28 protein-coding genes are annotated in these 25615 nt (G+C 41.7%); 5 read left to right on the top strand and 23 right to left on the bottom strand.

Translation table 11 applies throughout. From position 1 onward, the window contains the following. Positions 1-14: 14 nt before the first annotated feature. The 16 genes from uraA to mnmA form a co-directional block, all read right to left on the bottom strand. Positions 15-1286, bottom strand: a complete 1272-nt coding sequence (gene uraA / locus ACZ42E_RS02325) for a uracil permease (protein WP_464892849.1) — start codon at positions 1284-1286, stop codon at positions 15-17. Between the two features lie 42 nt (positions 1287-1328). Continuing rightward, positions 1329-1967: a uracil phosphoribosyltransferase gene (gene upp / locus ACZ42E_RS02320; protein WP_464892848.1), complete on the bottom strand. Its 639-nt coding sequence runs from the start codon at positions 1965-1967 to the stop codon at positions 1329-1331. A gap of 106 nt (positions 1968-2073) precedes the next feature. Continuing rightward, entirely contained in the window at positions 2074-3780 is a 1707-nt protein-coding gene (locus ACZ42E_RS02315) for a peptidoglycan D,D-transpeptidase FtsI family protein (protein WP_464892847.1), read from the bottom strand. A gap of 59 nt (positions 3781-3839) precedes the next feature. Beyond that, complete coding sequence (locus ACZ42E_RS02310; RefSeq protein ID WP_464892846.1) at positions 3840-4055, bottom strand: DUF4911 domain-containing protein; 216 nt, start codon at positions 4053-4055, stop codon at positions 3840-3842. Further along, complete coding sequence (locus ACZ42E_RS02305; RefSeq protein WP_464892845.1) at positions 4048-5289, bottom strand: peptidase U32 family protein; 1242 nt, start codon at positions 5287-5289, stop codon at positions 4048-4050. The genes ACZ42E_RS02310 and ACZ42E_RS02305 overlap by 8 nt, the downstream gene beginning before the upstream one ends. Before the next feature lie 9 nt (positions 5290-5298). Then, on the bottom strand, positions 5299-6330 hold the full coding sequence (gene mltG / locus ACZ42E_RS02300) for an endolytic transglycosylase MltG (RefSeq protein ID WP_464892844.1): 1032 nt from the start codon (positions 6328-6330) through the stop codon (positions 5299-5301). Between the two features lie 30 nt (positions 6331-6360). Continuing rightward, positions 6361-7839, bottom strand: a complete 1479-nt coding sequence (locus ACZ42E_RS02295; RefSeq protein WP_464892843.1) for a VanW family protein — start codon at positions 7837-7839, stop codon at positions 6361-6363. Positions 7840-7959: 120 nt separating this feature from the next. Continuing rightward, a complete protein-coding gene (locus ACZ42E_RS02290; protein ID WP_464892842.1) occupies positions 7960-8259 on the bottom strand; it encodes a DUF1292 domain-containing protein in 300 nt (99 codons plus the stop codon). Between the two features lie 82 nt (positions 8260-8341). Beyond that, positions 8342-8758 (bottom strand): Holliday junction resolvase RuvX, encoded by a 417-nt coding sequence (gene ruvX, locus ACZ42E_RS02285; protein WP_464892841.1) that lies wholly within the window; start codon positions 8756-8758, stop codon positions 8342-8344. 64 nt (positions 8759-8822) lie between these two features. Continuing rightward, on the bottom strand, positions 8823-9077 hold the full coding sequence (locus tag ACZ42E_RS02280) for an IreB family regulatory phosphoprotein (protein ID WP_464892840.1): 255 nt from the start codon (positions 9075-9077) through the stop codon (positions 8823-8825). Positions 9078-9115: 38 nt separating this feature from the next. Next, a complete protein-coding gene (alaS, locus tag ACZ42E_RS02275) occupies positions 9116-11752 on the bottom strand; it encodes an alanine--tRNA ligase (protein WP_464892839.1) in 2637 nt (878 codons plus the stop codon). A 90-nt stretch (positions 11753-11842) separates the two neighbouring features. Next, entirely contained in the window at positions 11843-12880 is a 1038-nt protein-coding gene (locus ACZ42E_RS02270; RefSeq protein ID WP_464892838.1) for an AI-2E family transporter, read from the bottom strand. Positions 12881-12885: 5 nt separating this feature from the next. Further along, positions 12886-13029 carry a hypothetical protein gene (locus ACZ42E_RS02265; RefSeq protein ID WP_464892837.1) on the bottom strand — a complete coding sequence of 48 codons (144 nt, stop codon included), beginning with the start codon at positions 13027-13029 and terminating at the stop codon, positions 12886-12888. A 13-nt stretch (positions 13030-13042) separates the two neighbouring features. Further along, positions 13043-13216, bottom strand: a complete 174-nt coding sequence (locus ACZ42E_RS02260; protein ID WP_464892836.1) for a hypothetical protein — start codon at positions 13214-13216, stop codon at positions 13043-13045. Further along, positions 13216-13677 (bottom strand): PRC-barrel domain-containing protein, encoded by a 462-nt coding sequence (locus ACZ42E_RS02255; protein WP_464892835.1) that lies wholly within the window; start codon positions 13675-13677, stop codon positions 13216-13218. Before ACZ42E_RS02255 ends, ACZ42E_RS02260 begins: the two co-directional genes overlap by 1 nt. A 114-nt stretch (positions 13678-13791) precedes the next feature. Next, positions 13792-14814, bottom strand: coding sequence for a tRNA 2-thiouridine(34) synthase MnmA (mnmA, locus tag ACZ42E_RS02250; RefSeq protein WP_464892834.1), 1023 nt, complete (start codon positions 14812-14814; stop codon positions 13792-13794). Between the two features lie 102 nt (positions 14815-14916). Between mnmA and ACZ42E_RS02245 the strand changes: the two genes are divergently transcribed. Beyond that, positions 14917-16224 (top strand): replication-associated recombination protein A, encoded by a 1308-nt coding sequence (locus tag ACZ42E_RS02245; RefSeq protein ID WP_464892833.1) that lies wholly within the window; start codon positions 14917-14919, stop codon positions 16222-16224. A 33-nt stretch (positions 16225-16257) separates the two neighbouring features. Here ACZ42E_RS02245 and trxA read toward each other — a convergent pair whose 3' ends face one another. Both trxA and ACZ42E_RS02235 read right to left on the bottom strand, forming a co-directional pair. Further along, on the bottom strand, positions 16258-16590 hold the full coding sequence (gene trxA, locus ACZ42E_RS02240) for a thioredoxin (protein WP_464892832.1): 333 nt from the start codon (positions 16588-16590) through the stop codon (positions 16258-16260). Beyond that, complete coding sequence (locus ACZ42E_RS02235) at positions 16587-16892, bottom strand: metal-sensitive transcriptional regulator (RefSeq protein WP_464892831.1); 306 nt, start codon at positions 16890-16892, stop codon at positions 16587-16589. Before ACZ42E_RS02235 ends, trxA begins: the two co-directional genes overlap by 4 nt. A 177-nt stretch (positions 16893-17069) precedes the next feature. On the opposite strand from ACZ42E_RS02235, the gene ACZ42E_RS02230 reads away from it, so the two are divergent. Genes ACZ42E_RS02230 through ACZ42E_RS02215 form a run of 4 tightly spaced genes read left to right on the top strand, consistent with a single transcriptional unit; the run spans position 17070 to position 19555 of the window. Then, positions 17070-17411, top strand: coding sequence for a NifB/NifX family molybdenum-iron cluster-binding protein (locus tag ACZ42E_RS02230; protein ID WP_464892830.1), 342 nt, complete (start codon positions 17070-17072; stop codon positions 17409-17411). A gap of 16 nt (positions 17412-17427) precedes the next feature. Next, the gene (locus ACZ42E_RS02225; protein ID WP_464892829.1) at positions 17428-17787 is read left to right on the top strand and encodes a NifB/NifX family molybdenum-iron cluster-binding protein; all 360 of its coding nucleotides are present in this window, start codon (positions 17428-17430) and stop codon (positions 17785-17787) included. Between the two features lie 35 nt (positions 17788-17822). Then, on the top strand, positions 17823-18674 hold the full coding sequence (locus ACZ42E_RS02220; protein WP_464892828.1) for a nucleotide-binding protein: 852 nt from the start codon (positions 17823-17825) through the stop codon (positions 18672-18674). Continuing rightward, positions 18671-19555 carry an ATP-binding protein gene (locus ACZ42E_RS02215; protein WP_464892827.1) on the top strand — a complete coding sequence of 295 codons (885 nt, stop codon included), beginning with the start codon at positions 18671-18673 and terminating at the stop codon, positions 19553-19555. Before ACZ42E_RS02220 ends, ACZ42E_RS02215 begins: the two co-directional genes overlap by 4 nt. Before the next feature lie 168 nt (positions 19556-19723). Here the strand turns inward: ACZ42E_RS02215 and ACZ42E_RS02210 are convergent, their stop codons facing one another. The 5 genes from ACZ42E_RS02210 to ACZ42E_RS02190 all read right to left on the bottom strand — a co-directional run bounded on the left by ACZ42E_RS02210 (position 19724) and on the right by ACZ42E_RS02190 (position 25544). Beyond that, complete coding sequence (locus tag ACZ42E_RS02210) at positions 19724-21040, bottom strand: SIR2 family NAD-dependent protein deacylase (protein WP_464893460.1); 1317 nt, start codon at positions 21038-21040, stop codon at positions 19724-19726. Between the two features lie 29 nt (positions 21041-21069). Beyond that, complete coding sequence (locus ACZ42E_RS02205; protein WP_464892826.1) at positions 21070-22302, bottom strand: peptidoglycan binding domain-containing protein; 1233 nt, start codon at positions 22300-22302, stop codon at positions 21070-21072. Positions 22303-22334: 32 nt separating this feature from the next. Continuing rightward, positions 22335-23057, bottom strand: coding sequence for a PRC-barrel domain-containing protein (locus ACZ42E_RS02200; RefSeq protein ID WP_464892825.1), 723 nt, complete (start codon positions 23055-23057; stop codon positions 22335-22337). 18 nt (positions 23058-23075) lie between these two features. Beyond that, positions 23076-24206 carry a hypothetical protein gene (locus ACZ42E_RS02195; RefSeq protein ID WP_464892824.1) on the bottom strand — a complete coding sequence of 377 codons (1131 nt, stop codon included), beginning with the start codon at positions 24204-24206 and terminating at the stop codon, positions 23076-23078. A 162-nt stretch (positions 24207-24368) separates the two neighbouring features. Then, positions 24369-25544: a coenzyme F420-0:L-glutamate ligase gene (locus ACZ42E_RS02190; protein WP_464892823.1), complete on the bottom strand. Its 1176-nt coding sequence runs from the start codon at positions 25542-25544 to the stop codon at positions 24369-24371. Between the last annotated feature and the right edge of the window lie 71 nt (positions 25545-25615).

Genomic DNA, 25615 nt, shown 5'->3' with positions numbered 1-25615 from the left:
TTTTTAAGCATTTTTTATTCCTCAGAAGATAAACCCAAAACATCCAGCAGTGCAAAACAAAGGCTTAATATAATAGCTATAACCGTGGCCAATCCCATACCCTTCAAGGCTACTGCCCCTAAATTAAGGCTTATTCCGCTTATACCTATAATAAGAACAATAGAAGTTAAAATAAGATTGCGCGGTTTTCCATAATCAACATTTGCTTCCACCAGCATCCTTATCCCGGAAGCCGCAATAATACCAAAAAGCAGCAGAGATACGCCTCCCATAACCGGGCTGGGTATCACTCTGATAGCCATGGCCAGCTTGCCTATAAAAGAAAGCAGGATAGCAATAACTGCTGCTCCACCAATTACCCAGGTGCTGTAAACCTTGGTTATAGCCAAAACTCCAATGTTTTCCCCATAAGTAGTATTGGGGGTTGAGCCAAAGAATCCGGAAATCATGGTTGAAAGTCCATTCCCTATTATGGATCTGTGCAATCCGGGATCTTCTATCATATTAGTTCCTACGATATTCTGGGTAACAAAGAGGTGTCCAATATGTTCGGCAATTACTACTAAAGCGGCAGGCAGGATGATAGCTATAGCTGCAGGATTAAATTCAGGCTTATAAAAAGTGGGTAAACTGAACCAGGGAGCTTCTAAAATAGGTTTTATATCCACCATACCCATAAAGAACGATAATATATAGCCAGCCAATATCCCCAAAAGGACAGGAATTATAGCCAAAAATCCCCGAAACAGAACGGAACTGAAAACTGTAACCGCCAAGGTAAAAACAGAAACGGTAATCATCCTGGGATCAGGAACCCAGGTTCCCTGAAATCCTGCCGGTGGAAGAAAACCTGCCATCTGAGCAGCTACTGGAGCCAGTTCCAGTCCGATTACAGCTACAATAGCTCCCATGGCAGCCGGCGGAAATACTATATCAATCCATCTGGTACCTGCCATTTTAATTATAAGACCTACTAAAACAAAAGCTAACCCTACAGCGATAAAGCCGCTTAAAGCGGCACCATAGCCATACTTGGGAAGTACCATCAATACCGGTGAAATAAAAGCAAAACTTGAACCAAGATAAGCAGGTATCTTTCCTTTGCATATGAAGATATAAAGCAGGGTGCCTATACCATTAAATAAAAGCACAGTTGCCGGATCTACTCCAAATATTATAGGAACCAGCACCGTGGCTCCAAACATGGCAAACAGATGCTGCAGGCTTAAAGGAAGAGTATGCAAAAATGGCAGCTTTTCCTGTACCCCTATTTCTCGTTTAGCCAATTTCAATCCCTCCAAATAAATAATAGCTCATAAGCCATAAGCTTAATATAGATATAACCTGTCTCCTGCATCCCCCAGGCCGGGAACAATATAACCCTTATCATTCAAAATGGGATCCACCACTGCTGTTATTATCTCTACCCCCGGAAACTTCCCTAAAATCTGTTCTATACCGGGTTTAGCCGAAAAAGCGCATACGTATATTATTTGCTCCGGTTTATAACCTTTCTCGACTATAAATTCCAGGGCTTTAGCACCGCTGTTGCCGGTTGCCAGCATAGGATCCAGGACAATAACCTGATCAATTCCTCCATTATTGACAGGAACATTATTAAGGTAAGGCTTGGCTTCCAGGGTTTCATGATCCCTGTACATGCCAACATGAGCCACCCTGGCAGAAGGAAGAAAAGTAAGAAAACTCTCCACCAATCCCAATCCTGCTCTCAAAACAGGAACCAAAAGTATCCGGCTGTCATCAACATAACTGCACCTGGCTTCTACTTCTAAAGGTGTAATTACAGTGTCTTCTTCTGTTTTAAGTTTCTTACATGCCTCTACCGCCAGGAGATAGCCTAAAATACGCAAAGCCCGGCGAAAATCGGAAGTTTTAGTTTCCTTGTCCCGTAAAGTTCGGATACAGTTGCCCCCTATAGGATTGTCCAAAATTGTTACATGTTCCATTTTTATCCTCCTTTCTCATCCTGAGCCCAAACTTTACTATAATTCGACAGTAAAATAGATTCCCCTCTATTTTTCTCTTTTTTTTTATAAACTTTTTACCTTCCGATTAAAAGTCAAAAAATCTTAACATCTTGTCTCCTATTTCTTTAAACACCGGAGCAGCAGAGACGCTTCCGGATTTCCCTTCTTCCACCAAAACCACCACCACAAAGCGGGGGTTATCGGCAGGGAAAAAACCCCCAAACCAGGCATTTAATATTTCCTTTCCCTTATCGTCAAACCTGCCGGTCTGACTGGTAGCTGTTTTTCCAGCCGCCCTGGCTGCCAGCAATTGTGCATTTTTTCCGGTACCTTCAGCTACTGCAGTTTGCATCATCTCCCTTAAGGTTTCTGCCGTTTCCCTGCTTATAACCATTTTTCCTGGTTCAGGATAAACCGGATTTTCCCTTCCTTCTTTGTCTATCCAGCACTTTACCAGCACAGGAGGGGCAAAATATCCGTCATCAGCAACCGTAGCTATAAGAGAAGCTATATTAAGGGGTGAAAGCATAACCCCCTGCTGTCCTAATGCAGCATTGGCCACCGCCATGTCAGCATTTTCTATTTTTATGTAGCAGCCTTTTACAGACTGATATCCTATTATCCTTCCATCTGCAACATGCATCTTCCCTGCCGTGCCGGTTATTTTATCTTTCCCCAGTTTTAAAGCTGTATTTATAAAATAGGGATTACAGGAATACGCAAAAGCCTTTTTTAAATTTACCCATCCGTGGCCTTCTTTTTTCCAGCAAGCAACAGCATGTCCATTATCAAACCTGTATTCTCCACTGCAATAATACTCTTCTTCCTTCGCAACAGCACCATATTCCAGCGCAACAGCCCCTATTAATATTTTAAAAAGAGATCCGGGATGATAAGGAAGCAAAGCCCGATTAATAAGAGGGCTATTTTCGTTATCATCTTTTATCTTTTCTATCTGATAAGGGTTATATTTGGGACGGCTAACCATAGCCAGTATCTCCTTGCTGTGTACATCCATTACTACTACTGCTCCCTTTTTTATATACTTATCTGCTGCTTCTTCAGCTATTTCCTGCACCCTTTTGTCAATGGTCAAAACTACACCTGCCCTATTTTCATCTTCCCTTTTGCGAACCTTGAACATAAGCCCGGTTATAGCCTGTCCCCTGGCATCCAGAACCGAAATAAGCTCTTTTGAAGAAGGATATCCGCTTAAAATATCATTGTAAAAATATTCAATACCGCTTATCCCCCTATTCTCGCTTCCATTTATACAGCCCAGGACATGGCAGCAAAAACCGTCACTTCTATACCTCTTAATAACAGGAGCTACTACAATGCCAGAAGGGGCAGAAGTATTTATTTTTTGCCTTTCTTCCTCAGTTAAATCAGCAAAGATGCGTATAAAAGCATTTTTATGCTTAACCCCTTCTTTAAGCTTACTGTATATGTCATCATAACTTCTTCCCTTTAGGCTATTTTCTAAAACTTCAGCTACTTCGCGCAATGCCTGCTCCTGATCAGAAAAAGGTGAATTCTTGATCACCTCTCCCGGCAGACAATACAAAGCCTTGCTGGTAGAAATACCAGTAAGGGGAAGCATGTTGCGGTCAAATATATCTCCCCGGGGATATTCTTTTAATTCAATACTCCTTTTGCGCATATTATTAGCTTGCACTGCCAGAGCATAACCTTTGATCAGTTGATAGTAGGCAATTCTCAGCAATAAACCAGAAAAAATAAACAGAAATAAAAACATCAATATAAAAATACGATAACTCCTTATATACACAAAAACCCTCCTTTAAAACTTTTCTAACTTTATAATTAGCTTTAAAGGAGGGGGTTATTCTATTTTTCCTCTATTATCTCCACCGGGAAAGGCATATTAAGCAGTATTTCCTTTAATTCTTCATAAGTATCTGCCGTTCCTCTTATAACCACCAAACCATTTGCCCGGTCAGCCGTCGAAACTATACCTATATTTTCATAAGCTTCAATAATCCTGGTTATACGGTCAATATTCTGAGGATGAATTTTAGCATATATATCTCCTTTTTTAATCACCTGTATTTTCCACCTTCCGCAAAATAGAATAAGGAGGTATCGGAAAATCAACCTTGAAAAACACCTTCTGTTTGGCATGTCTGGCCCGGTCAATCCTGTTTCCTTCTTCATCATAAAGCACATCCAGATTAAAACGGAATATATTACCATCCGGAAGCAGAATTTCCATTTCATCACCACAGCCAAAATTAGCTCTCTGTTCTGCTTTAACCATCTTTTTTTCGTGGTTATAATCTACTACCATACCACAAAAAGAAACCCGATTTCTTAAAACGGTCTTGTTTATATCCTGAATAAAAGGAGACTCCCCTTCAATAAACCCATTTGTAAAAGGCCTGGTAGCCGTTTTAGAAAGCTCATTTATCCATTCCGCAAGCTCTTCCGCTTTATAAGCTTCTCCTGTGTTAATATACCTTTCTATTGCCTTGCGATAAACAGATGTCACACTTGCTACATAAAGGGGGCTCTTCATCCTTCCCTCAATTTTAAACGCATCAACCCCTATATCTATAAGCTCAGGAATATACTCAACAAGGCATAAATCTTTAGAATTCAAAATATAGGTTCCTCTCGCGTCTTCCTCAATAGGGAAATACTGTCCCGGCCTTTTCTCTTCTTCCAAAACATATTGATAACGGCAGGGATGGGCACATTCTCCCCGGTTGGCACTGCGTCCTGTCATATAATGGGAAAGCAGGCACCTTCCTGAATAAGCCACACACATAGCTCCATGTACGAAAACTTCTATTTCTAATCCTGCTTCCCTCTTTATCTCCTCTATCTCATCTAAAGCAAGTTCCCTGGCCAGAACAATCCTTTTTGCCCCCAGTTCCTTATACAAAAAGGCTGCCTCCACATTAGTTACATTCGCCTGGGTGCTTATCGTCTTGGGGACAGAAGGGGCATATCTATTGGCTATTCTCAATACTCCCGGATCGGAAACTATTATTCCATCAACCCTCATTTCCTCCAGCTTTTCCAGGTAAGAGGGCATTTTTTTTATATCATGGTTATGAGCCAGTATATTTACTGTAACATATACCTTTCTATCATGAGCATGGGCAAAATCGAGAGCCTCCTTAATTTCTTCCAGAGAAAAATTGCCCGCATAGGCACGCAGACTAAACTCCTTTCCTCCTATATAAACCGCATCTGCACCAAAAATTACTGCTGTCTTCAGTTTCTCCAAATCTCCTGCTGGAACCACCAGTTCCGGCTTCTTCAATTTAACCACCAACCTTTTTTACCTGTTCTGGTATCTGGCAATTGCCTCCAGATGTTCCGCATAGGTTCTGGAAAAATAATGACTGCCATCTCCTCTAGCCACATAATAAAAATAATTATGCTTTTCCGGATGAATAGCTGCCCTTATAGCATCTTTTCCAGGACAGGAAATAGGGCCTAAGGGAAGGCCGCTTATCCTGTATGTATTATAGGGAGAAGCTATTTTAAGATCATCATAAGTCACCATTTCCTTATGCTTCCCCAAAGCATATAAAACCGTAGCATCTACCTGCAAAGGCATGCCTGCTTTAAGCCGGTTAGCAATTACCCCTGAAATCCTGGCTCTTTCGGAAGGTATTACCGCTTCCCTTTCAATCATGGAAGCTATGGTAATTATCTGGTAAATACTTTTACCTTTAGCTTCCTTAGCAAAGTTTTCCTGCCATACCTTATTAAAGTTATTGAGCATCATTTCAACCAGCTGAGAAGCTGTTACCTCTTCGCCCACCACATAAGTATCAGGAAAAAGAAAACCCTCCAAACGGTTTCTAACTCCTGAAGGAACCTCATCTAAAAAAGGATAAGGATATTCTTTTTGCAAAGCTGCTTCCCACTCTTCCCGGCTGCATAAACCTTTTTTCACCACTATATCGCCAATCTGTTCTACAGTATACCCTTCCGGAATGGTAAAGGTAATCATTACCACTTTGCCTTCTGCAATATCCTGGACTATCTCTTTTAAGGACTGGCTGCGGCTAAATCTAAAATGTCCCGGTTTCAACCTGCTGTCATATCCAGTCTTCTTACAGTAATAAAGAAAGGCACCTTCACTTCGAATGAGATGTCTATCGTATAAAATGCGGGCTACATCACGCGCGCTGCTTTTCTCCGGTATAAAAACATCTATATAAGTACTGTCAGCAGGATCTACCGGCATATACTGCATATTAAGCCAGTAAAAGCGGCCAAAAAAGAGTCCCATAACCAGGATAAAAGCTCCTAATATCAGCACTTCCCTTTTTATTTTTTTCATTCTTACAATTTCACTCATTTCCTCACCTTTTTACAATTTTGCTTCATGCTAAAGCTGATTTTCTATAATTATGCCTGTATTGCTGTCACTGCTGGGGCCATTATCTTCAGGTGCTGTTTCTCCCATACCTGCATTAGATTCTGAACCATCAGGTACTCCCTTGTTGTTTCCGGAAGAATCTGTATTAACTTTCGGCCCCACATAAACCAAACGGTTGAGCGGGTTATAAATATCACGGGCCAAAAGTTCCGTCTTTACCAGCTTGCCGCTGCTGTCATAAAAATACCGGAAGCTGCGCACAATATACCCTGGATTGCCTTTAGTTTCTATTTTTTCTTCCCCTGGTTTTAAATCACCCTTAAACTCCCTTATTTCCTTAAATTCCATCACCTTATCTATAACATGAGCGGTTTTTACATTACATTTATAATCCAGATTCCCGTAAATATAAACGGTCAATCTGCCGTTTCCGGCTTCTGCTCTTATGTAAAGAGGATTAGGAGTGCTGTTTTTAAAACGAAAATCCTGCAGCCCATAAGCTACGGTGGCATCAAATCCCAAAGGCGCATACGCTACTGCCAGGGTATGGTTATGTCTCTCCACTATAGGCAGGCCAGCCAGCAAAACTGCATTATAGAGGGTAGAAGAGACCTGGCATACTCCCCCTCCCACTCCGGGAGTAAATTTTCCCCCTACTATAACCAGGGCATCCCGGTAGCCATTTTCAAAAGTCCTTTCTCCTACCACCTTATTAAATGAAAATACTTCTCCTGGCAAAACTACCTTCCCATTTACCGCTCTGGCAGCAGTGGCCAGATTATGGGAACGGTCAACCAGAGCTGTATCATAAAAAGTAGTATAGGATGATAAAAGCCCAACATTCTTAAAATCTTCCGCCCTGACGGCAGGCAAAGCCTTTTTAACCACAATAGGCACATTATATGGTTCATCTTTAATTTCATCTATCCTTAAAGGCAGTCCAGATACAGTTCCTGCTACATCAATCTCCCGTCCTTCCCTGGCAGGTACTATAACCAAACCTTTTCCCGGCTTTATCTCCAGCCTGGCATCCAGGCAGGGAACTTCAATATTTTTCTTCCATTCTTCCGTTATTTTTTCCCATATGGCAGGATTATAAGCTACTTCCAGGGGATAATTTATTTTTCTTCTACCATCCAGATTTAATATTTTTGATTTAAGGCTCCGCCTTTTTTCCTTTTCCCACACCTTATCAACTATTTCCCTGCTGCTTAAAGGGTAAGCCAGGTCTCCCAGCCGGTAAACATACTTATAATCTGCGTAAGAAAAAATCACCTTTTCCATCATCGCTTTTTTCAGGTACCCGTCAACCTTTGCACTTGCCTTTTCCGGTGAAAGCCCCGCTACCGGTACACCGGCAATATGTACACCAGGCAAAAAAACCTCACTGTGATAAAAAAAATGATAAAAATATATGAGAACTGCTGCCAGTATACCCAGAAATATCGATAATGTAACTACCAGAACTCCTTTTGCCTTGCCTCTCACTCCTAAATCCCCCAACTACTTTATATAGCTTTAACTATTATATAATATAGAAACAGGCTTGTAGAATAACCAACAAAATAATGCAAAAACCCGGGAATCATCCCGGGTAAAAGGCAAAAGCTAAAAATCTTCGCTTTCCACTAATTCCTGCCAGGCATCGGCAACTTTTTCCCATTCTTCATCATCTTCTATGTCGCTCAGGAATTCATTGCCTTCCTCATCATAAACTACTTTAAGTATTACTACCTCTACCTCGTCAGACTCGTCATCCTCATCTTCAGCAAATAAAGGTACCAATACGCGGTAAGTGGCATCATCAATCTCCAGTTCTGCTAAAAGCTCAAACTCATGCTCTACTCCTTCTTCATCAACTAATACCAGAACAGGAATTTCTTCTTCAAAAAATTCTTCGTGGCTCATCAAGTCACCTCTTTTTCATAAAACTAAAGTCATTGTATTATTTTCTCCTTACTTTGTCAAACTTAACCATCAAAAATCTTTTTCATGCACGGTTAAGGTAATCAAGATAGTTCTGTAAAATATTTACTGCTGCCAGCTTATCTATCACCTCTTTTCGGCGGCGCCGCGAAACATCAGCCTCCAGTAAAACCTTTTCCGCGCTTACCGTAGACAGTCGTTCATCCCAGTAGCAGACCTTAATACCGGTATAACGGGCTATCCTTTCCCCAAATCTCTGGATCTCCTCCGCTTTAGGGCCTAAAGTCCCATTCATGTTGCGGGGAAGCCCTATAACAATCTCATCTACCTCTTTTTCTTCACATATTTTTTTAATTTCCTTCAAGTCATAGTCCAGGTTTTTCCTGGCAATAACCGAGTGCCCCTGTGCTGTCCAGCCCATAGGGTCACTTAAGGCCACCCCAATCCTTTTTTCCCCTACATCCAATCCCATAATACGCATCGATTTATCAAAACCCCTTCCTTACAAAAAAACCTCATGCCTTTCGCATGAGGCTTTTTAAGCATTATTTTTCCTTGAGGTAATGGCGCAAAAGCACTTCCAGTATCTCATCCCGCTCAATCTTGCATATCAGGCTGCGGGCATTATTATGGCTCGTTATATATGCAGGATCGCCTGATATCATATAGCCTATAAGCTGATTTATAGGGTTATACCCTTTTTCTTCCAGGGCTTCATAGACAGTTTTCAAAACTATCCTTACCTTATCTTCACCATCTTTTTGCAAACTAAAACTTACTGTTTCATCAAATCTCCCCATGCTGTTCGCCTCCCCCTTTAAAAACAACCTTAAATTTTTCAGCTCAAGGCAGCCTCTATTATATTCTTAGCGGTATGAAGAGCTTCATCAAGCTTACTTATATCCTTGCCTCCGGCCTGTGCCATATCGGGACGTCCACCACCGCCTCCTCCAGCTACCCTGGCTGCTTCTCCCACAATCTTGCCAGCATGGACCCCTTTTGCCACCAGATCTTTACTTACAAAACAGACAAAAGCTGCCTTATCTCCTATTGCTGCCCCCAGAAGCACCACGCTGCTTCCCAGTTTATCCCGGAGGGTTTCCGCATTTTGCCTTAAAAGGTTTATATCTTCACTTTCACTGCGCGCTACCAGTATATTTACCCCATTTACCTGATAAGCATGATTTATCAAATCTTCCGCTGAAGATTTTGAGATCCTGGCTTTAAGCTGTTCTATCTCCCGGTCTTTTTCCTTTAAGGTACGGGTTAAAGCTTCCACCTTTTCTGCTATATTATGCGGACTCGTCTTAAGTATAGAAGCAGTTTCATTAATCTCTTTTTCCAGTTTATTTATATAACCTAATACGGCATATCCGGTAATCGCTTCAATACGCCGCAGCCCTGACCCGATGCTTCCTTCGCTTAATATCTTGAACAGCCCAATTTCACCTGTATTTTTCACATGCGTACCACCGCAAAGTTCCATGCTGAAATCGCCAGCTTTTACTACCCTTACCGTTTCACCGTATTTTTCTCCGAAAAGGGCAATAGCCCCCATTTCCCTTGCCTTCTCCAGGCTGGTTTCTTCAACCTGAACAGGATACATACGCCATATGGCCTCATTTACTATCTTTTCCACCTTTTCTATCTCTTCTTCACTCAAAGGAGCGAGATGAGAAAAGTCAAAACGAAGCCTTTCCGGTTCTACCAGAGAACCTTTTTGCTGGGCATGGTCACCTAAAACCTGCCGCAAAGCCTGGTGCAGAAGATGAGTAGCCGTATGGTTGCGAGCAGTAGCTGCTCTTTTCTCTTTATCTACCTTGAGAGCCACTTTTTCTCCCTGGCACAAAAGGCCTTTAACTGTTCCGGCATGAATTATAAAAGAGCCTATCTTGCGCACATCTTTTACTTCCATACATCCATTCTGGCCTTCTATAATCCCGGTATCAGCTACCTGTCCACCACTTTCTGCATAAAAAGGAGTATTTTTGGTAACTATTACTGCCTCATCATCTTCTACTCTCTCTTTAAGTATATCATCTTTTATAATGGCTATTATCTCCGACTCGTCATCCAGCCTTTCATATCCGGTAAAAACAGTTTTCGGCAGGTTCCCTAAAAGCTCAGTTATCAGGAGTTCCCTGGCAAAAGCCCCTTCTCCTTTATTAGCCTGTCTGGCCCTTCTCTTTTGTTCTTCCATCATCCTGTTAAATCCGTCCCGGTCCACATCAAATCCATTCTCTTCCGCCATATCTTCCGTAAGGTCCATGGGGAAGCCATAGGTATCATACAGCATAAAAGCTTCTTCCCCGCTAATAATATTTCTCCCTTCCCTCCGGGCTTTTTCAATAATTTCTTCCACTTTTCTTATCCCCTCATTAAGGGTGACAAAAAATCTTTCTTCTTCCCTTTTGATAACTTCTTCCACGAACTCTTTTCTTTCCAGAAGTTCAGGATAAGCATCTTTCATTATGTCAACTACATTCGCTACCAGTTTATGTAGAAAAGGCTCTTCAATGCCCAAAAAGCGCCCAAAGCGGACAGCCCGCCGCAGTATGCGCCTTAAAACATAACCCCTTCCCTCATTGCTCGGAAGGACGCCATCAGCAATCAAAAAGGTACACGCACGGCTGTGATCAGCAATAACCCGGAAAGGGAACCCCTGTTCATCCCGTATATATTTTTTACCGGTTAACTCTTCTACCTGTTTTATCAGAGGTGTAAAAAGGTCGGTATCGTAATTGCTTTCCACTCCCTGCATTACCGCAGTAATCCGTTCTAATCCCATGCCGGTATCAATACTGGGCCTGGGCAGGGGAGTCATATGCCCTTCTTCATCCCGGTTATACTGCATAAAAACCAGATTCCATATCTCAAGCCAGCGGTCGCAGTCACATCCACCTATACGGCAGTCATCCCCGCAGGCATACTTTTCTCCCCGGTCATATATAATTTCACTGCAGGGGCCGCAGGGTCCGGTATCCCCCATGCTCCAGAAGTTATCTTTTTCTCCCAGCCTTATTATGCGCTCCGGCTTTACACCTGCCACTTCCTGCCACAATTTAAAAGCTTCTTCATCATCCTTATATATAGTAATCCAAAGTTTTTCCTCAGCCAGCCCTAATCTCCTGGTTAAAAACTCCCAGGCATATCCTATAGCTTCTCTCTTAAAATAATCGCCAAAAGAGAAATTTCCCAGCATCTCAAAAAAAGTATGGTGTCTGGGCGTTCTCCCCACCGTATCTAAATCATTATGTTTTCCTCCTGCCCGCACACATTTCTGAGCAGTAGTCGCTCTTGTATAAGGCCTCTTGTCCAAACCCAGAAAAACATCCTTGAACTGGTTCATTCCCGCATTAGAAAAGAGCAGGGTAGGGTCATCAGCTGGCACCAGAGAAGAACTGGCTACTACTGTATGTCCATTTTCTTTGAAATAATTAAGGAACATTCTGCGTATTTCACTGCTTTTCAACACACCTTAATCCTCCCTTTTTCGTACAAAAACTTTACTAATCTATTTTCTTTTATATCGAGAATTATGTCAACAAATCACCTTCATCCTTAATCATGCTATAATTTTAACATAAAACCAGGAGAAAATTACGCGTAAAACTGCAGTAAGCGGTACCGCTACGAGCATTCCCCATATGCCCCAAAGATTGCCTCCCGCTAGGAGCGCAAAAACTATCACCAAGGGGTGTAATCCCAATCGGTTGCCTATTATGTTAGGAGTTATAAGGTTGCTCTCCACCTGCTGTATTATAACTATACCTAAAGCCATATATAAAGCTAAGCGGAAAGAGTCAGTCAAAGCCAGCAAAACAGCCGGCACCCCACCTAAAAAAGCGCCAAAAAAAGGTATCAGATTGGTTATTCCCGCCAAAATTCCTAACAATAGAGGGAACTTAACCCCTATAAAATAAGCGGTTATTCCGGTTAATATGCCTACCATACAGGCTACCAGAAAATAGCCCTTTATAAAGCTTATCAACACCTGGTCCATTTCCTTAAAAAGCCTATTAAGCTCCATACGAACAGGAGGAGAAAACAATTTAAGGAAATTATCTCCTATTCTTTCCCAATCCATCATAATATAAAAAGCCAAAACTGGAGCAAATATTAAAAAAAGAGCCGTTTCCAGCAAACTATAAATCCCTTTTACCAGGCTGTTTAAACCTTTATAAACAAACTCCTCTATCTCTCTTACATTTTTCCAAAACACTTCTTTTAACCTGTAAGGCATATCCATATGGTCGATTTTGTTCATAATCTCCTCGGTTTGTCCTGCATACTGAGGTATGAGATGGGCTAAAGCAGTCATTTCTTTTATTATCCCGGGAACAGCAAAATAGATAAATAAAGCAAGCAAGGACAAAACCAGCATATAAACCAGCAAAATCGCCCATACCCTTTTTACTCCCCATTTTTCTATATACCTGACCGGCCTGAAAAGAAGATAAGCCAGAAGAGCTCCCAAAGCAAAACTTACAAGGACGCTCCTCACCAGGTATAAAAAATAAATAGTGGCTAAAGCCACCACTATAAAAAGCAAATAACGTTGCCATGCCTTAAGGGTTAGTTCCACCTGCATCCCTGCCTTCAATCCTGTTAAATTATGTTCAAAACCCGCCGCATATTGCGTTTAGGCTTGTCAGCAGCAGTAATATCCTCTATCTTCCTGTCCTGCCAGTATATAGCTGCTGCTGCTCCCAGCATAGCTCCTATCAATACTGCATTAAGATAGCTTCGCAAACCATATCCCTCCTTACAAAAGCTCGCTGCTGTCTATAGAAACAAGGCTCCCGTCTTCTTCTACCTGATAAAGGTTGACTCTTCCCTTATTGTAATTAAACTCCAGAAAGCAGTTCCAGCAGTAATATTGATCACTTCCTACTTTTCCCACCTGTAAGCCTTTACAAACCGGACACTTGACTACCACTAATCTTTACTCCCTTCCTTAACTACCAGACTAGATTTATTCTGCCACTTTATCCTGGCAAGCGGCATTTTAAAACGGCCTTTTAGAATATCCGGCAAAACCCCAGCCGAGACTTCTACACCCCATACCTTGCCATCACCCAAAGAAATCAAAAAATCACTTACTATACCCAGCTCCTCTCCTTTTTCATCAAAAACCCTATCTCCTACCTTTTTCTCATATATAGATAATTCTTCCCCACTAACATAAGATTTAATACTTTTTAAATCCTCAATAAGGACTGCTTTTTCCGTCAGAGTAAAATCTCCTTTTCTTACCATATAACATTTTCCTTTTTCACTCTGCCAGACAATATAAGCTATTTCATAATCATCCCCAATAGCTACTTTTTCTACATAGCCCAGTACTTTAACATTTTTACTGTACAAAACAGGCATTCCGCATATATGTTTAACCTTCATCCTCTTTCCCTTCCTTCTTTATATATTTTGCTTTTTAATAAAAAAATGTATACCAAAAATAAAAAGGCGGTTTTTTTAACAAAAAACCGCCTCACCAGCAAATCCTTAACTATTTTATAAAACTTCAGCTATTATCCCGCCTCCTACCACATATTCCCCCTGATAGAAAACTACTGACTGTCCTTTAGTAATCGCCCGCTGTGGTTCGTCAAACTCTACCCTGACTTTCTCTCCCTCCCGGGAAACCGTGGCCCACGACAAAGAAGAACGATAGCGCACCTTGGCCAAAACCCTTATCTCATCTTGCAATTCATCAAACATGATAAAATTAGGCTCTGCTGCATACAAAACCCTGCGGAAAAGATATTTTTCCTCATCTACTACAATACGGTTATTCTCCAGATCTAAATCTAATACATATACCGGTTTTCCCATGCTAAGCCCCAGCCCTTTTCGCTGTCCTATCGTATAAAAAGGTATGCCCTTATGCCTTCCAATTACCTTTCCTCCTAAATCTACAAACTCACCTGGCGTGCAGGTCACCCTGCCCTTAAGAAAATCACGGTAATCTCCCTCAATAAAACATACCTCCTGGCTTTCCTTACTTTCTGCCACCTCTAATCCATAACCCCGTGCTATTTCTCGAACCTCAGATTTGGTAAAATCACCCAAAGGGAAAAGGATGCGGGAAAGCTGCTTCTGGGTCAGTCCATAAAGAAAATAACTCTGATCCTTGTTTATATCTTTTCCCCTGCGCAAAAGATGCCTTTTCCTCTCTTCATCATATTCTACCCGCGCATAATGACCGGTAGCCACCTTTTCACACCCCAGGCCAAGCGCAATATCCAAAAGCCGCCCAAACTTTATATATTTGTTGCATTCAACACATGGATTGGGGGTTTCCCCTTTTTCATAAGCCTGGCAGAAATAATCTATCACCTTTTCCTTAAAAATATCTTTCATGTCTACAACCTGGTGTTCTATACCTACAGCTCTGGCCGCCTTTTGCGCCTTTTCCCCCACTGAAGCATCCAGGCTAACCATGGTAAGACCTTTAACTTCATAGCCTCTTTCCTTCAGCAAACAGGCAGCAACTGTGCTGTCAACACCACCGCTCATCAAAACTGCTACTTTCATCTTCACTTCTCCTTGCTATAAACTTGAACTGGCTATTTAAAGCGAAGTATTTTATAATTACTTCCAGTTTAGAATATAACCATATTAAAGGGTGGGAAAAATATGGACCTTTTTTCTTGCAGCCAGCCCGAGTACAACCCTTCTTCTCCCCTGGCCTACCGCATGCGTCCGGAAAAACTGGATGAAATAATAGGCCAGGAGCATCTGCTCGGCACCAACTCCATATTGAGAAACGCTATCGAAAAAGATGAGCTGCATTCATTTGTGCTCTACGGTCCTCCCGGTACTGGCAAAACAACTATTGCCAGCATCATTGCCCGCATGACCAGGGCACATTTTGAAAAAGTGCAGGCAGTAACTGCCGGAGTGAATGACATAAGAAAAATTGCCCTGGATGCCAGGGACCGCTATAAATATTATGGCCAAAAAACTATCCTTTTTGTCGATGAGATTCACCGGTTCAACAAAAGCCAGCAGGATGTACTCCTGCCCTTCGTGGAAGACGGCACCCTTATCCTCATAGGGGCTACTACCGAAAACCCGCTTTATGAACTTAACAATGCCCTTATCTCCCGGCTTAAGCTGTATGTCCTGGAACCCCTGAAGGAAGAAGACATACACAAACTTATTATAAGAGCCCTGGAAGATAAAAAAAAGGGATTAGGAGAGCTCAATCTTAAAATCGAGGATAAAGCCCTTAATCTTATCGCCCAGATTGCCAAGGGAGACGGTCGCATGGCATTAAATATCCTGGAAACAGCCGTTAACTCCTATTTAAAACCAGGGGAAACCATAACGGCAGAAATAATAGAAAAAATAACCGGCATCCCCCTTATAAAATATGACAAGGCAGGAGACTGCCATTACGATACTATTTCTGCCTTTATAAAAAGCATCCGCGGTTCTGATCCGGATGCTGCCCTGTTTTACCTGGCAGTAATGCTGGAAGGTGGAGAAGACCCCAAATTTATTGCCCGCCGGCTTATAGTCCATGCTGCGGAAGACATAGGTCTTGCTGACCCCAAAGCCCTTTTAATCGCCGTGGCTGCTTTTCAGGCAGTAGAGTTTGTAGGCATGCCGGAAGCCAGAATCCCTTTAGCCGAAGCCACCATTTATCTGGCTGCAGCTCCCAAAAGCAACCGCAGCTATCTAGCTATAAATGAAGCAATTAGAGCCGTAAGGGAAAGTAAAAAAATAAAAATTCCCTCCCATCTTGCTTCTGCTGAACACAGCAAATCCGCAGAACTTCTGGGGAAAGGAAAAGGCTACAAATACCCGCACGACTACGGCGGCTATGTAAAACAGCAATATCTGCCTGATGAATTAAAAGGATACCGTTTCTACCAGCCATCCTTAAGCGGCCAGGAAGCAAAAATCGCCAAACTTATGGAAGAAAGAGCGCGTTCCTGATAGACGCGCTCTTCTTAACCTGCTTTATAATATTTAACTTCCTGCTACCTCATCTATAAGCTTTTGCAGCTGGGCTTTATTCTGGACCCCTACCACCCTTTTCACTTCCCTGCCATCCTTGAAGAATATAAGGGTAGGTACTCCCCTTATGCCATATCTTATAGCCAAATCCCGGTTTTCATCTACATTTACCTTGCCAACCACTATTTTGCCAGCATTTTCTTCAGCAACTGCATCCACAATAGGTCCCAGCATCTTGCAGGGTCCGCACCAGACCGCAAAGAAATCTACCAAAACCGGTCTGTCCGCCTTAAGCACCTCATTTTCAAAATTACCAGCATCAAGGGTCAAAACAGCAGACATCATATCTCCTCCTTTATAACATATATTTCATTACGCATAAGCTTTTCCAGAACTTTTATTACATCCTTCAAGCCTTCTTCTTTATTTTCCTCCTCTATAGCCCGATAAATACATTCATAGGCATGGTTTTCAAAAATAAGCAAACCTACACTGCTTAAGGCCGATTTTATAGCAGCAATCTGATTCAATATCTCGCTGCAGTCACTGCCTTCTTCTACCATCCTCTGCACTCCCCTTACCTGCCCTTCAATCTTTCTCAGGCGGGTAAGCAGCTTTTGTCTCACTTCATCCATATCTCCAATCACCTCTCATATACCCCTATACCGTATCTAAGGTTAAGTATATACTTATTTAATGACTATGTCAAATATATTATTAGCAGAATTTTTCATTTTTTATTGACATATGCTCTTTATGCATATAGTATAATATAAATAACATATGTTCATAATAAATGGTACAAGTTCAAGGGAGGTCAGATAATGAAAGTAGTTATACCAGCAGAAGACAACAAACAGGATGCCAAAGTTGACAGCCGGTTCGGCCGCTGCAAATATTTCGCCCTGGTAGATATCAAAACAGGCCAAATTCAATTCACTCCTAACACTGCTCAGGAATCAGGAAGCGGAATCAATGCTGCCAATACCATAGTTAAGATATCCCCAGATGCCCTGATTGTTGAAACAGTCGGCCCCAAGGCATTTAAAGTCCTGGAAAATGCAGGAATAAAAATTTATCACACTACCGGGGAAAAAAATATCTCTGAAGTTTTAGCTCTCTTTAAAAACAATTCTTTACCGGTATTAGAAATGCCAAACAAATAAAAAGGAGGAAAACGCTATGCGCATTGCTGTTGCCAGAACTGGTGGCAAGGTAGCTCAACATTTCGGACACTGTGAAGACTTCGTTCTTTATGATATCGAGAACGGAGAAATAGTAAACCAGAATACGATATCGAACCCCGAACATCAACCTGGTTTTCTACCTTCTTTCCTTAAAAAGCAAGGAGTAAATGTAGTAATTGCTGGAGGTATGGGACAAAGAGCTATTGACCTTTTTGCCGCAGAAGACATACAGGTATTGATAGGGGTATCTGGAAATGCCGATGAGGTTATAAAAGCCTATCTGGAGGGAAGCCTGGCATCCTCTGGAGAATCCTGCAAACATGAACATGGTGAAGGTCACAGCTGTAATCATTAAATATAATCAATCCAGCCAAAGGAAGTGAACTACAATTGCAGTTAGTAATAGCCAGCGGTAAAGGCGGTACCGGCAAAACTACTGTCGCTACCAATCTTGCCTGGACAGAAGCTTACAATCAGAAAATAGTATTTATGGATCTTGATGTAGAGGAACCTAATGCAGCCATTTTCCTGAAACCTGATTTTTATGAACAAATTTCGGTAGTAAAAAAAGTCCCTTCTATAGATAAAGAAAAGTGTACCTTTTGCGGCAAATGTGCTGAGGCTTGTGTTTTCAACGCTTTATCTGTCCTCCCCCAGAATGTTCTCGTATTTGAAGATCTGTGCCATGCCTGCGGCTTATGCAAGCTGGTGTGCCCTTTTAAAGCTATAAAAGAAGTAGATTATGAAATAGGAGTCATAAAAGCAGGCACATCTCTGAAAAATCAGATATTGTTCTATGAAGGAACCTTGAATATTGGTGAAACATCCACTCCGGAAGTAATAGCTGCTGTTAAAAAACAAATCCGAAAGGATATGCTGCACATATTAGATGCTCCTCCAGGAACTTCCTGTTCTGTAATAGAAGCCTTAAAGGAAGCTGATTTTTGCCTGCTGGTAGCTGAACCTACCCCTTTTGGAGCCAGTGATTTATCTCTTATGATTAAACTGGTTAAAAACATGGGCATCCCATCCGGTATAATAATAAACCAGTGGGAAAAGGGAAATAATCTTATTGATAATCTGGCTGAACAATTTGATATACCAGTGATAGCCCATATCCCTTTTGACACTTCTATAGCTGCTGCCTATGCCCGGGGAATGCTGTTTGCTGAACAGCATCCAGAATATCGAAGGCTTTTTCAAGCCATAATACCTAAAATCAAGGAGCTGATAAAAAAATGAAACAGATAGCTATTATAAGCGGCAAAGGAGGCAGCGGCAAAACTACAGTCAGTTCCTCACTGGCCAGTATTATTCCACAACCAGTGATATGCGATTGCGACGTAGAGGCTCCGAACCTGCATCTGCTCTTAAAGCCTGAAAAGCTGGAGGAAGGAAACTTCTACGGCCTTCCCAAAGCTTTTATAAATCAGGATAAATGTATTCAATGTAACAAATGTATAAAATTCTGTCGTTTTGAAGCAATAAACAGCGATTACCAGGTAGTAAAAGCAGACTGCGAAGGCTGTACTGTATGTGCCCATGTTTGCCCGGTAACTGCTGTTGAAATGGTTCCCAATCAGGCAGGTACTTACTTTAAATCGGCAACTAAATATGGTACTCTGTTTCACGCTGAATTAAATATAGGAGAAAAAAATTCAGGTAAACTAGTAGCGCTGCTCAGAGAAAAAGCCCTGGAAGAAGCTTATAATCAAAAAGCTCAATTTATAGTTATTGATGGCCCACCAGGAATAGGATGTCCTACCATAGCAACCTTAAGCGGCGTGGATCTGGCCGTTATCGTTGTAGAACCGACTGTGTCGGCAGTGCACGATATGATGAGAACGGTAGAGCTGTGCCAGCATTTTAAGACTAAATACGGCTTTATCATAAACAAAAGAGACCTTAATCCGTCTAAAGTTGAAAAAATAAGAGCCTACGCGCTTCAAAACAATATTCCCCTTCTGGGTGAACTACCTTTTGATCCTGTTTTCAGAAAAGCAGTCAAATCATTTACTGTTCCCGCACAATTTTCACCTGCAATCAGAGAAGACTTTCGTTTAATATGGAGTAATATCGAAAACATGCTAAGTCAGTCCAAACAAAAAGGGGATAGGCTGTAAAGCCTATCCCCTTATCCTTTTTACTTAATCAGGAAAGTGTAATAAACTAAAGCCCCTGCTCCACAGGCAACAACCAGCCATATTAAAGTGCGCAGCATTTCGATTTTAACCTGTTTTACAAGATCTTCCATGAAAAGTTCCTCCTTTAAAAAATTCTATCCTTATGCTTTAAAAATCTGCCAGTGCCTTCTCCTTATTTATAAAAATCCCCTTGCCCCGAGCTAATTTTTCCATCCTTTCTATATCAGAAGCCAAACCTTCTTTTTCCTCCATCCCGGCCAATTCCAGAAGCTTGCCATAAAGCCCTGCTGTTCCGAAATACTGCAGAATTAATTCCTCTAAAACTTTATTATCAGCATTATGCTGGGTCATATAAAGATACACTGCTTCATTATAAATCTTCAAAAGCTTATAAAGCGATCTGGCAAGATAGCTCTCCCCAGCAGGCTTTGTTTCCAGTTTTTCTCCCTGGTGTACCTGACGTAATCCCTGCTCAACCAGATTTAACTTTTCCTCCAGATGCTCGAGCAAATAATATTCCAGCTTCTGCTGCCTTCCTTCCTTCTTATAAAAAGAGAAAAGCTTTTTGATAAGGTCAATATCGCCCTGCAAAATCCCCCATCTTTCTGAAGGTTTAAAGCGGGTTTTTTGTTCGCGCAGAATGCTTTTATAAAAATCTTCTACTATACTTATCAATCTTCCCGGTATAAATCCTGCCGGCAAAACCTTAAGTTCGCTTCCCTCATTGAAATCGATGAGCATCCTGTGCATTTCTGACATTATTTTGCCGGCCATGCCGTTTATTATTATATAAGCCTGATTGTCAAGCATGGTAGGCGAATTATTTATAATAGCAAATTCCTCGAAAGAGAGAGGAAAGCTGTTAATAGGGGAAACTGCCAGGCTGGAACCTATTACTATAGCTATCTGGGGAAAATCATTAAAAAGATCCGCCATTTTAACCGCATACATATAGTCCGCCGGCATGGCATCCCCAAAAAGTATTACATCTGGCTTTAATACCCCTCCGCATTCCGAGCAGCGGGGAACCATAACCCCTTTTTCCTGCTGGCTTATTATTTTCTCCATATCCTGCACCGTCTTTTGACACCGGCTGCAGGTAGCAGTTCTTATATGTCCGTGCACCTCATATACCCAGAAGGCTCCCCCCTTCTGGTGCAGGTTATCTATATTCTGGGTAACAATAGGCCCTATAATCCGCTTCTGCTGCCATTCGCCCAGGACCTGGTGCGCATCATTAGGCAGAGCTTCCAAAATGGTGCCAAAAACTTCCTTGCTGTGCTTGTAAAGCTTCTCGGGATGGTGTTTAAAAGCCCAGGCTGAAAAAACCTCCATAGGATCAATTCTTTCCCATAAGCCTCCGCTCCCCCTGAAATCAGGGATGCCGCTTTCCGTAGATACTCCAGCACCTGTTAATATAAAAGGCCGCGGATAAAGGAAAATCTGATTAATCAAAAGCTCCATGCTCACCTTATCTCCCCCAGCCAGCAAGCTTATTTATTTATTGCTGTTCCTCTCCCATAATATACAACCGTGGCCCTGGCTTTTTTGGTTTCCTGCCAGAGCAAAACCTTTTCTGTCATTATCCCTTCGTTAAAAACGACTTTATAATTATATGTAACTTCTCCACTTATGCCGTTCTTTACTCTTTTTTCTCCGGGAGCAAGCTTTTCATCAAGTTTTACTGTCACAGGAGGTTTAACTACTTTCTTTTCCTGCTGTAAAATTACTTTTTTTTTACCCAAATTATCTGTTCCCCACACCCTTACCACAATAATATTGTCATCTTCTGTGCTTAATGTTATACCAGCTGGTCCCCTGCTATTATTGACCAGATTATATCCATCACCTGCAAGGCCTGCCCCCTGCCAGGCCTTAAGCAGTCCTTTAAGAAGAATCTCTTTATCACTTTTCAACACATATTTCGATACTTTAAGGTCATCGATTTCTTTTAAAAGCTGCCAGCTGTCTCCTGGCATAACTACCCTGCCATTTACAGCATCCAGCATTTCATACCAGGAAGGATAAGCAGCTTCCCCCCTGAAAGCTTCAATATTTAACAGAGTATCTATCGCTTTTATCTGCTCCTTTTTTATCCGGGGCTCAAGTTTGACCGTTTTTATTTCTATATCATCTATAATTCCTGCTTTCAGCTGAGAAGCCAGATTTTTATAAGTTTCTACCGGATCAGCCTTATAGCCATATTTTTCAGCTTTGCACTTCAAACCCTGTTTTTCATCCCAGTACAGTGCCGCATTTTCCGGTTCTTTAGGCTTAATCTCTTTTAAGGTCAAGGCCACTACCTTAAGCTGCAGTTCTTTTTCATTCCATTTAAAAACCGGTGTAAGCTCCTGTTTTTCCCCGCGCATAATTACATGGTATAAAGCTTTTTTTTCTCTCTCCCTACCTATAAGCCTATCTGCTTTTTGCAAACTCGCTTCTGTATCATATTTTATATCCCATTGAGCAAGAGGAATAGTAAAAGCCTTTTCCGGCCCCTTTAAGACAAGGCTGTCTCCCCAGGTTCCCCTCGCCCTAGCCGGCCACGCCTCTAGAGCTTCTTCTCTCGACATGCCTGCCAGTGAAACCCCAGCCAGTACCAGGTTAGATGGATAAAACCTCTGATCATGCCAGGATAAAAGCATGTCCACTATATATAAATTAAGCATCACTGCTACTACTGGCAGGCAAAATATAACCGCCATTTTCTTTATATCAGGCTTCATTGCTGCAGATTCTCCCCAGCACAAGAGTTAAACTATTTTACACACTGCGATAATTCTACAAACTTGTGGTTAGCCTCCGCTAAAGCTATTATTTCTTCTGTTACTATGGTTCCCTCCGGTATTAATATTTCACCCCTGGCATCTTTTATATCCTGGATCACCTTTTTGCCCAGGAGGAAAGCCTTCTGCCGCTCTTTAAAAAATAAAGCCCCTTCACTTAATCCTGCATCCTTTTCCAGGATATCTTTTCCCGTCCCCGGTACACTCTGGGGTATATAACTGGAACCCTTTTCCCTTACTACGACTACCTCGCTTCCGTATGTCAAAACATCTTCCGCTTCAATAATCTCGGTCTTCATTTCATCCTGGGCTGTTTTATATTCCAAACGGGACAAAATACCTGTTTCGGTGTCGATTTCAAACTCATTTATAACTCCAATAAGGTTTCCCTTATTTGTCAAAACCCGGGTACCCTTAATCTGAATATTGCGTTCCAGGAGTTTTTTGGCCTCTTCTGATTCATCAATATTAAGCAGCATAGCCTGGCTTTCGGTAGTAACTGCATGTTCGCCAATTCCCACCACACTTCTAAATGGTAAAACCTTGGCTCCCGCATACCAGCTGCTGTTGGCAACCAGAATAAAATCTACCTTTCCTTCTTCAGGATTAACTACCAGATCTTTAACCTGCCCAATCTTAGCACCATCGATAATAGAAAAAACAGGCAGACCAATAATTTCCTGGCTTCTCTTCATCTCACTTGCTCCCTTCCTTTATAGATAAAGCCTTCGTAATTCATCTTCCACTTTCATCTTTAAAAGCCTCGGCAACCTGGCAAAAGGTACTTCCTCCAGTTTTAAATGTCTTATTTCCCGCCTTATCAGCTGTATAAAGGCAAGCTTTCTGGCCAGCTCTCTTTGCATCATTTCATTAAGCATATATTCATTCATACATTTTACAATAATTTCTTCTCCCTGGCTATACCAGCCTAAAACTATACTTATCTCTGCCAGCTCCAGTGCCAGCATGTATTTTAAATCAATATCCCGGGTAAGCTCCCAAGCTTTCTTAAAATAAGCAAAAGCCCCTTCTAAATCATCTTTCATCCTGGCAGCAAAAGCCAAATCCAAAAGCCTTACTACTTTTCTTTCCTCCGCCTCTTCTTCAACTTTATCCCTATTATCGCAAGCAGCCTCTTTCGCCTCATCTTCTATTACTGCTGAATTTTCCTCCCTGCTTTCCGCCTTTTCTTCTATGGATTCCATACAGGCTGCTGCTTCTTCACACCCCTCATCAGCTTTCTCACCATTATATTCCATTTCTAATTCCTGGATGGTTTTTTCCTCTCCTGCTGCCTCCTCATCCTCTCCGCCAGCCTCATAAGGCAAAACATCTTTGTTCTCATCAACAGCTTCTTTTTCAGATACCAGGAGGATTTCCGCTTTCCTCTCTCCCTTATCTTCCAGCTCCGGCAGGCTTTCTTCCGCAATCGCTTCTTTAACATGCAGCATATTTTCCGCATCAGGTTCCCTGTTCGCATTCATACTGTCTCCATCATCCATACCGGGCCAGGTTTTTTGCACCCACAATTCCTGCCCTTTTTCCCCTCGTACTGGAGAAAATTCTTCTGATCTTTCTAACATATCTGTGCCTGTTTCCAGAGAATAATCATCATACTGCAGCAGGTATAAAGCTAAGCCTCCCAGAACAATAAGATAAACCACAAGCGAAAATATAGTCCCTATTTTAGCGACACTGACCGGAAAAGTTATTATTATTATAAAAGTCAAAACAAGAATTGACCAAATAGCAGAAAAGGAAAGGCGGTAACTTCTTAAAATATAAAACATGACCCCTGCAATAGGCAAAAAAACAAGTGAAGTATAAAATATATATTCTTTCATCTTTTATATTCCCCTTTATCCAAGCAGGATACCATATTATCTTTCGACAGCATTTTTTTATTTCCTGCCAAAATCATCTGAAAATAAAGGATTTTGAAGAAAACAGGAACAAAAAAACCAGGGAACAGGCTGTCCCTGGTTTTTAATATATTTAAGCTATAACTATCCTAAAAATCCTTTAATCAATATAAGAGGAGTTCCAGCATCAGCTGAACCGCTTACCAGGTCAGCGAGGCTGGCCATCAGATCCTCTACCTTACGGGGGGTAGTGCCTTCGGTTTCGAAACAATCTTTTTCATAGCTGTCCCGCTTCATAGCATTAAGCTCTTCTTCAATTTTCTCCATGGCTACCCCTTCTTCCAGCATTTTATCCACCAGATACTTGTATTTAAGCCCTTCTCTGTATCTTCCCCTGAGTCCCCTGGTCATGCCAAAAGCCGGCTGCGGATCTGCCAGTTCATATATGCCGGTGGAAGGATCTTTATAAGCACCATCACCATAAACTATGACTTCAATATGTTTGCCCAGTTCTTTCTTTACCCAATCCTGTACCGCATCAGCCACTTTATCCGCTTCCCGGGGAGCAAGCTTAAGCTTATCTCCGGAAGAAAGGTTGCTGCCTAAAAGGCCCCATTCTGACCAGGCTTTACCTTCATTGCATATATCCTGCAGGGTTATGCAGCTGTAGCCATTTTCCTTAAATTTCTGGGCTGTACGATAACGGGCATGGATATTGGCTACAATAACTCCATCCGGATTATATTCCATTATTCTTAAAGGATCATTGCACAAAAACACCCTGGCTTTAGCACCGGTCTGTTCTATTACCCCTTCATAAAGAGCAATATAGTCTACATTGGTTATGGGATGCAAAAATCTGTCTTCCCCTATCTCGTCCAGGGTTATTATATCTCCATTAGCCTTTCCCAGCTTTTCCGCAAAATCATACGGCAGTATCTGATTTCCTACCTCATCTGCGGGATAAGAAAGCTGTACAATTACTTCCCCTTCAGGAACCGCTGAAGCTATACCCTTTAAAATAAGGGAAAAGCGGTTGCGGCTCAATATTGGGAATACCACTCCAATACGGCTGTCTTCCTTTAAATTAAGCTTTTTCCTCACATCTTCGGCAATGTCCTGTATAGTTACATAATTGTTTTGCGCTCTAGCCACTACCGATTCAGTAATGCAGGCAGTATCCCCATCATCCAGAAGCCCGTCTGCATTACATCTGGCCAGAGCTTCACAAACCATGCCTACAATATCAGTTCCGGGTACAATAACCCCCATTTTAATTCCAAAAGCAGAAACTCCAACATAATCCGGTATCCTTGACATCCCAGCATCCCTCTTTTACTTTTTTGTAAAGGTCAACTAACCTTCCTGCTAAAATATACTTTAAAAAAATT

Source organism: Thermosyntropha tengcongensis (assembly GCF_055381335.1).
Note: the sequence above shows the minus strand (reverse complement) of the source record. Positions and strands in the feature narration are given on the sequence as shown.

Coding starts and splice junctions, on each gene's coding strand:
- upp (WP_464892848.1), bottom strand. CDS start 1,967: ATGGAACATGTAACAATTTTGGACAATCCTATAGGGGGCAACTGTATC.
- mltG (WP_464892844.1), bottom strand. CDS start 6,330: ATGAGTGAAATTGTAAGAATGAAAAAAATAAAAAGGGAAGTGCTGATA.
- ACZ42E_RS02290 (WP_464892842.1), bottom strand. CDS start 8,259: ATGAGCCACGAAGAATTTTTTGAAGAAGAAATTCCTGTTCTGGTATTA.
- ruvX (WP_464892841.1), bottom strand. CDS start 8,758: ATGCGTATTATGGGATTGGATGTAGGGGAAAAAAGGATTGGGGTGGCC.
- ACZ42E_RS02280 (WP_464892840.1), bottom strand. CDS start 9,077: ATGGGGAGATTTGATGAAACAGTAAGTTTTAGTTTGCAAAAAGATGGT.
- ACZ42E_RS02255 (WP_464892835.1), bottom strand. CDS start 13,677: ATGAAGGTTAAACATATATGCGGAATGCCTGTTTTGTACAGTAAAAAT.
- mnmA (WP_464892834.1), bottom strand. CDS start 14,814: ATGAAAGTAGCAGTTTTGATGAGCGGTGGTGTTGACAGCACAGTTGCT.
- ACZ42E_RS02245 (WP_464892833.1), top strand. CDS start 14,917: ATGGACCTTTTTTCTTGCAGCCAGCCCGAGTACAACCCTTCTTCTCCC.
- trxA (WP_464892832.1), bottom strand. CDS start 16,590: ATGATGTCTGCTGTTTTGACCCTTGATGCTGGTAATTTTGAAAATGAG.
- ACZ42E_RS02230 (WP_464892830.1), top strand. CDS start 17,070: ATGAAAGTAGTTATACCAGCAGAAGACAACAAACAGGATGCCAAAGTT.
- ACZ42E_RS02225 (WP_464892829.1), top strand. CDS start 17,428: ATGCGCATTGCTGTTGCCAGAACTGGTGGCAAGGTAGCTCAACATTTC.
- ACZ42E_RS02215 (WP_464892827.1), top strand. CDS start 18,671: ATGAAACAGATAGCTATTATAAGCGGCAAAGGAGGCAGCGGCAAAACT.
- ACZ42E_RS02210 (WP_464893460.1), bottom strand. CDS start 21,040: ATGGAGCTTTTGATTAATCAGATTTTCCTTTATCCGCGGCCTTTTATA.
- ACZ42E_RS02205 (WP_464892826.1), bottom strand. CDS start 22,302: ATGAAGCCTGATATAAAGAAAATGGCGGTTATATTTTGCCTGCCAGTA.
- ACZ42E_RS02200 (WP_464892825.1), bottom strand. CDS start 23,057: ATGAAGAGAAGCCAGGAAATTATTGGTCTGCCTGTTTTTTCTATTATC.
- ACZ42E_RS02195 (WP_464892824.1), bottom strand. CDS start 24,206: ATGAAAGAATATATATTTTATACTTCACTTGTTTTTTTGCCTATTGCA.
- ACZ42E_RS02190 (WP_464892823.1), bottom strand. CDS start 25,544: ATGTCAAGGATACCGGATTATGTTGGAGTTTCTGCTTTTGGAATTAAA.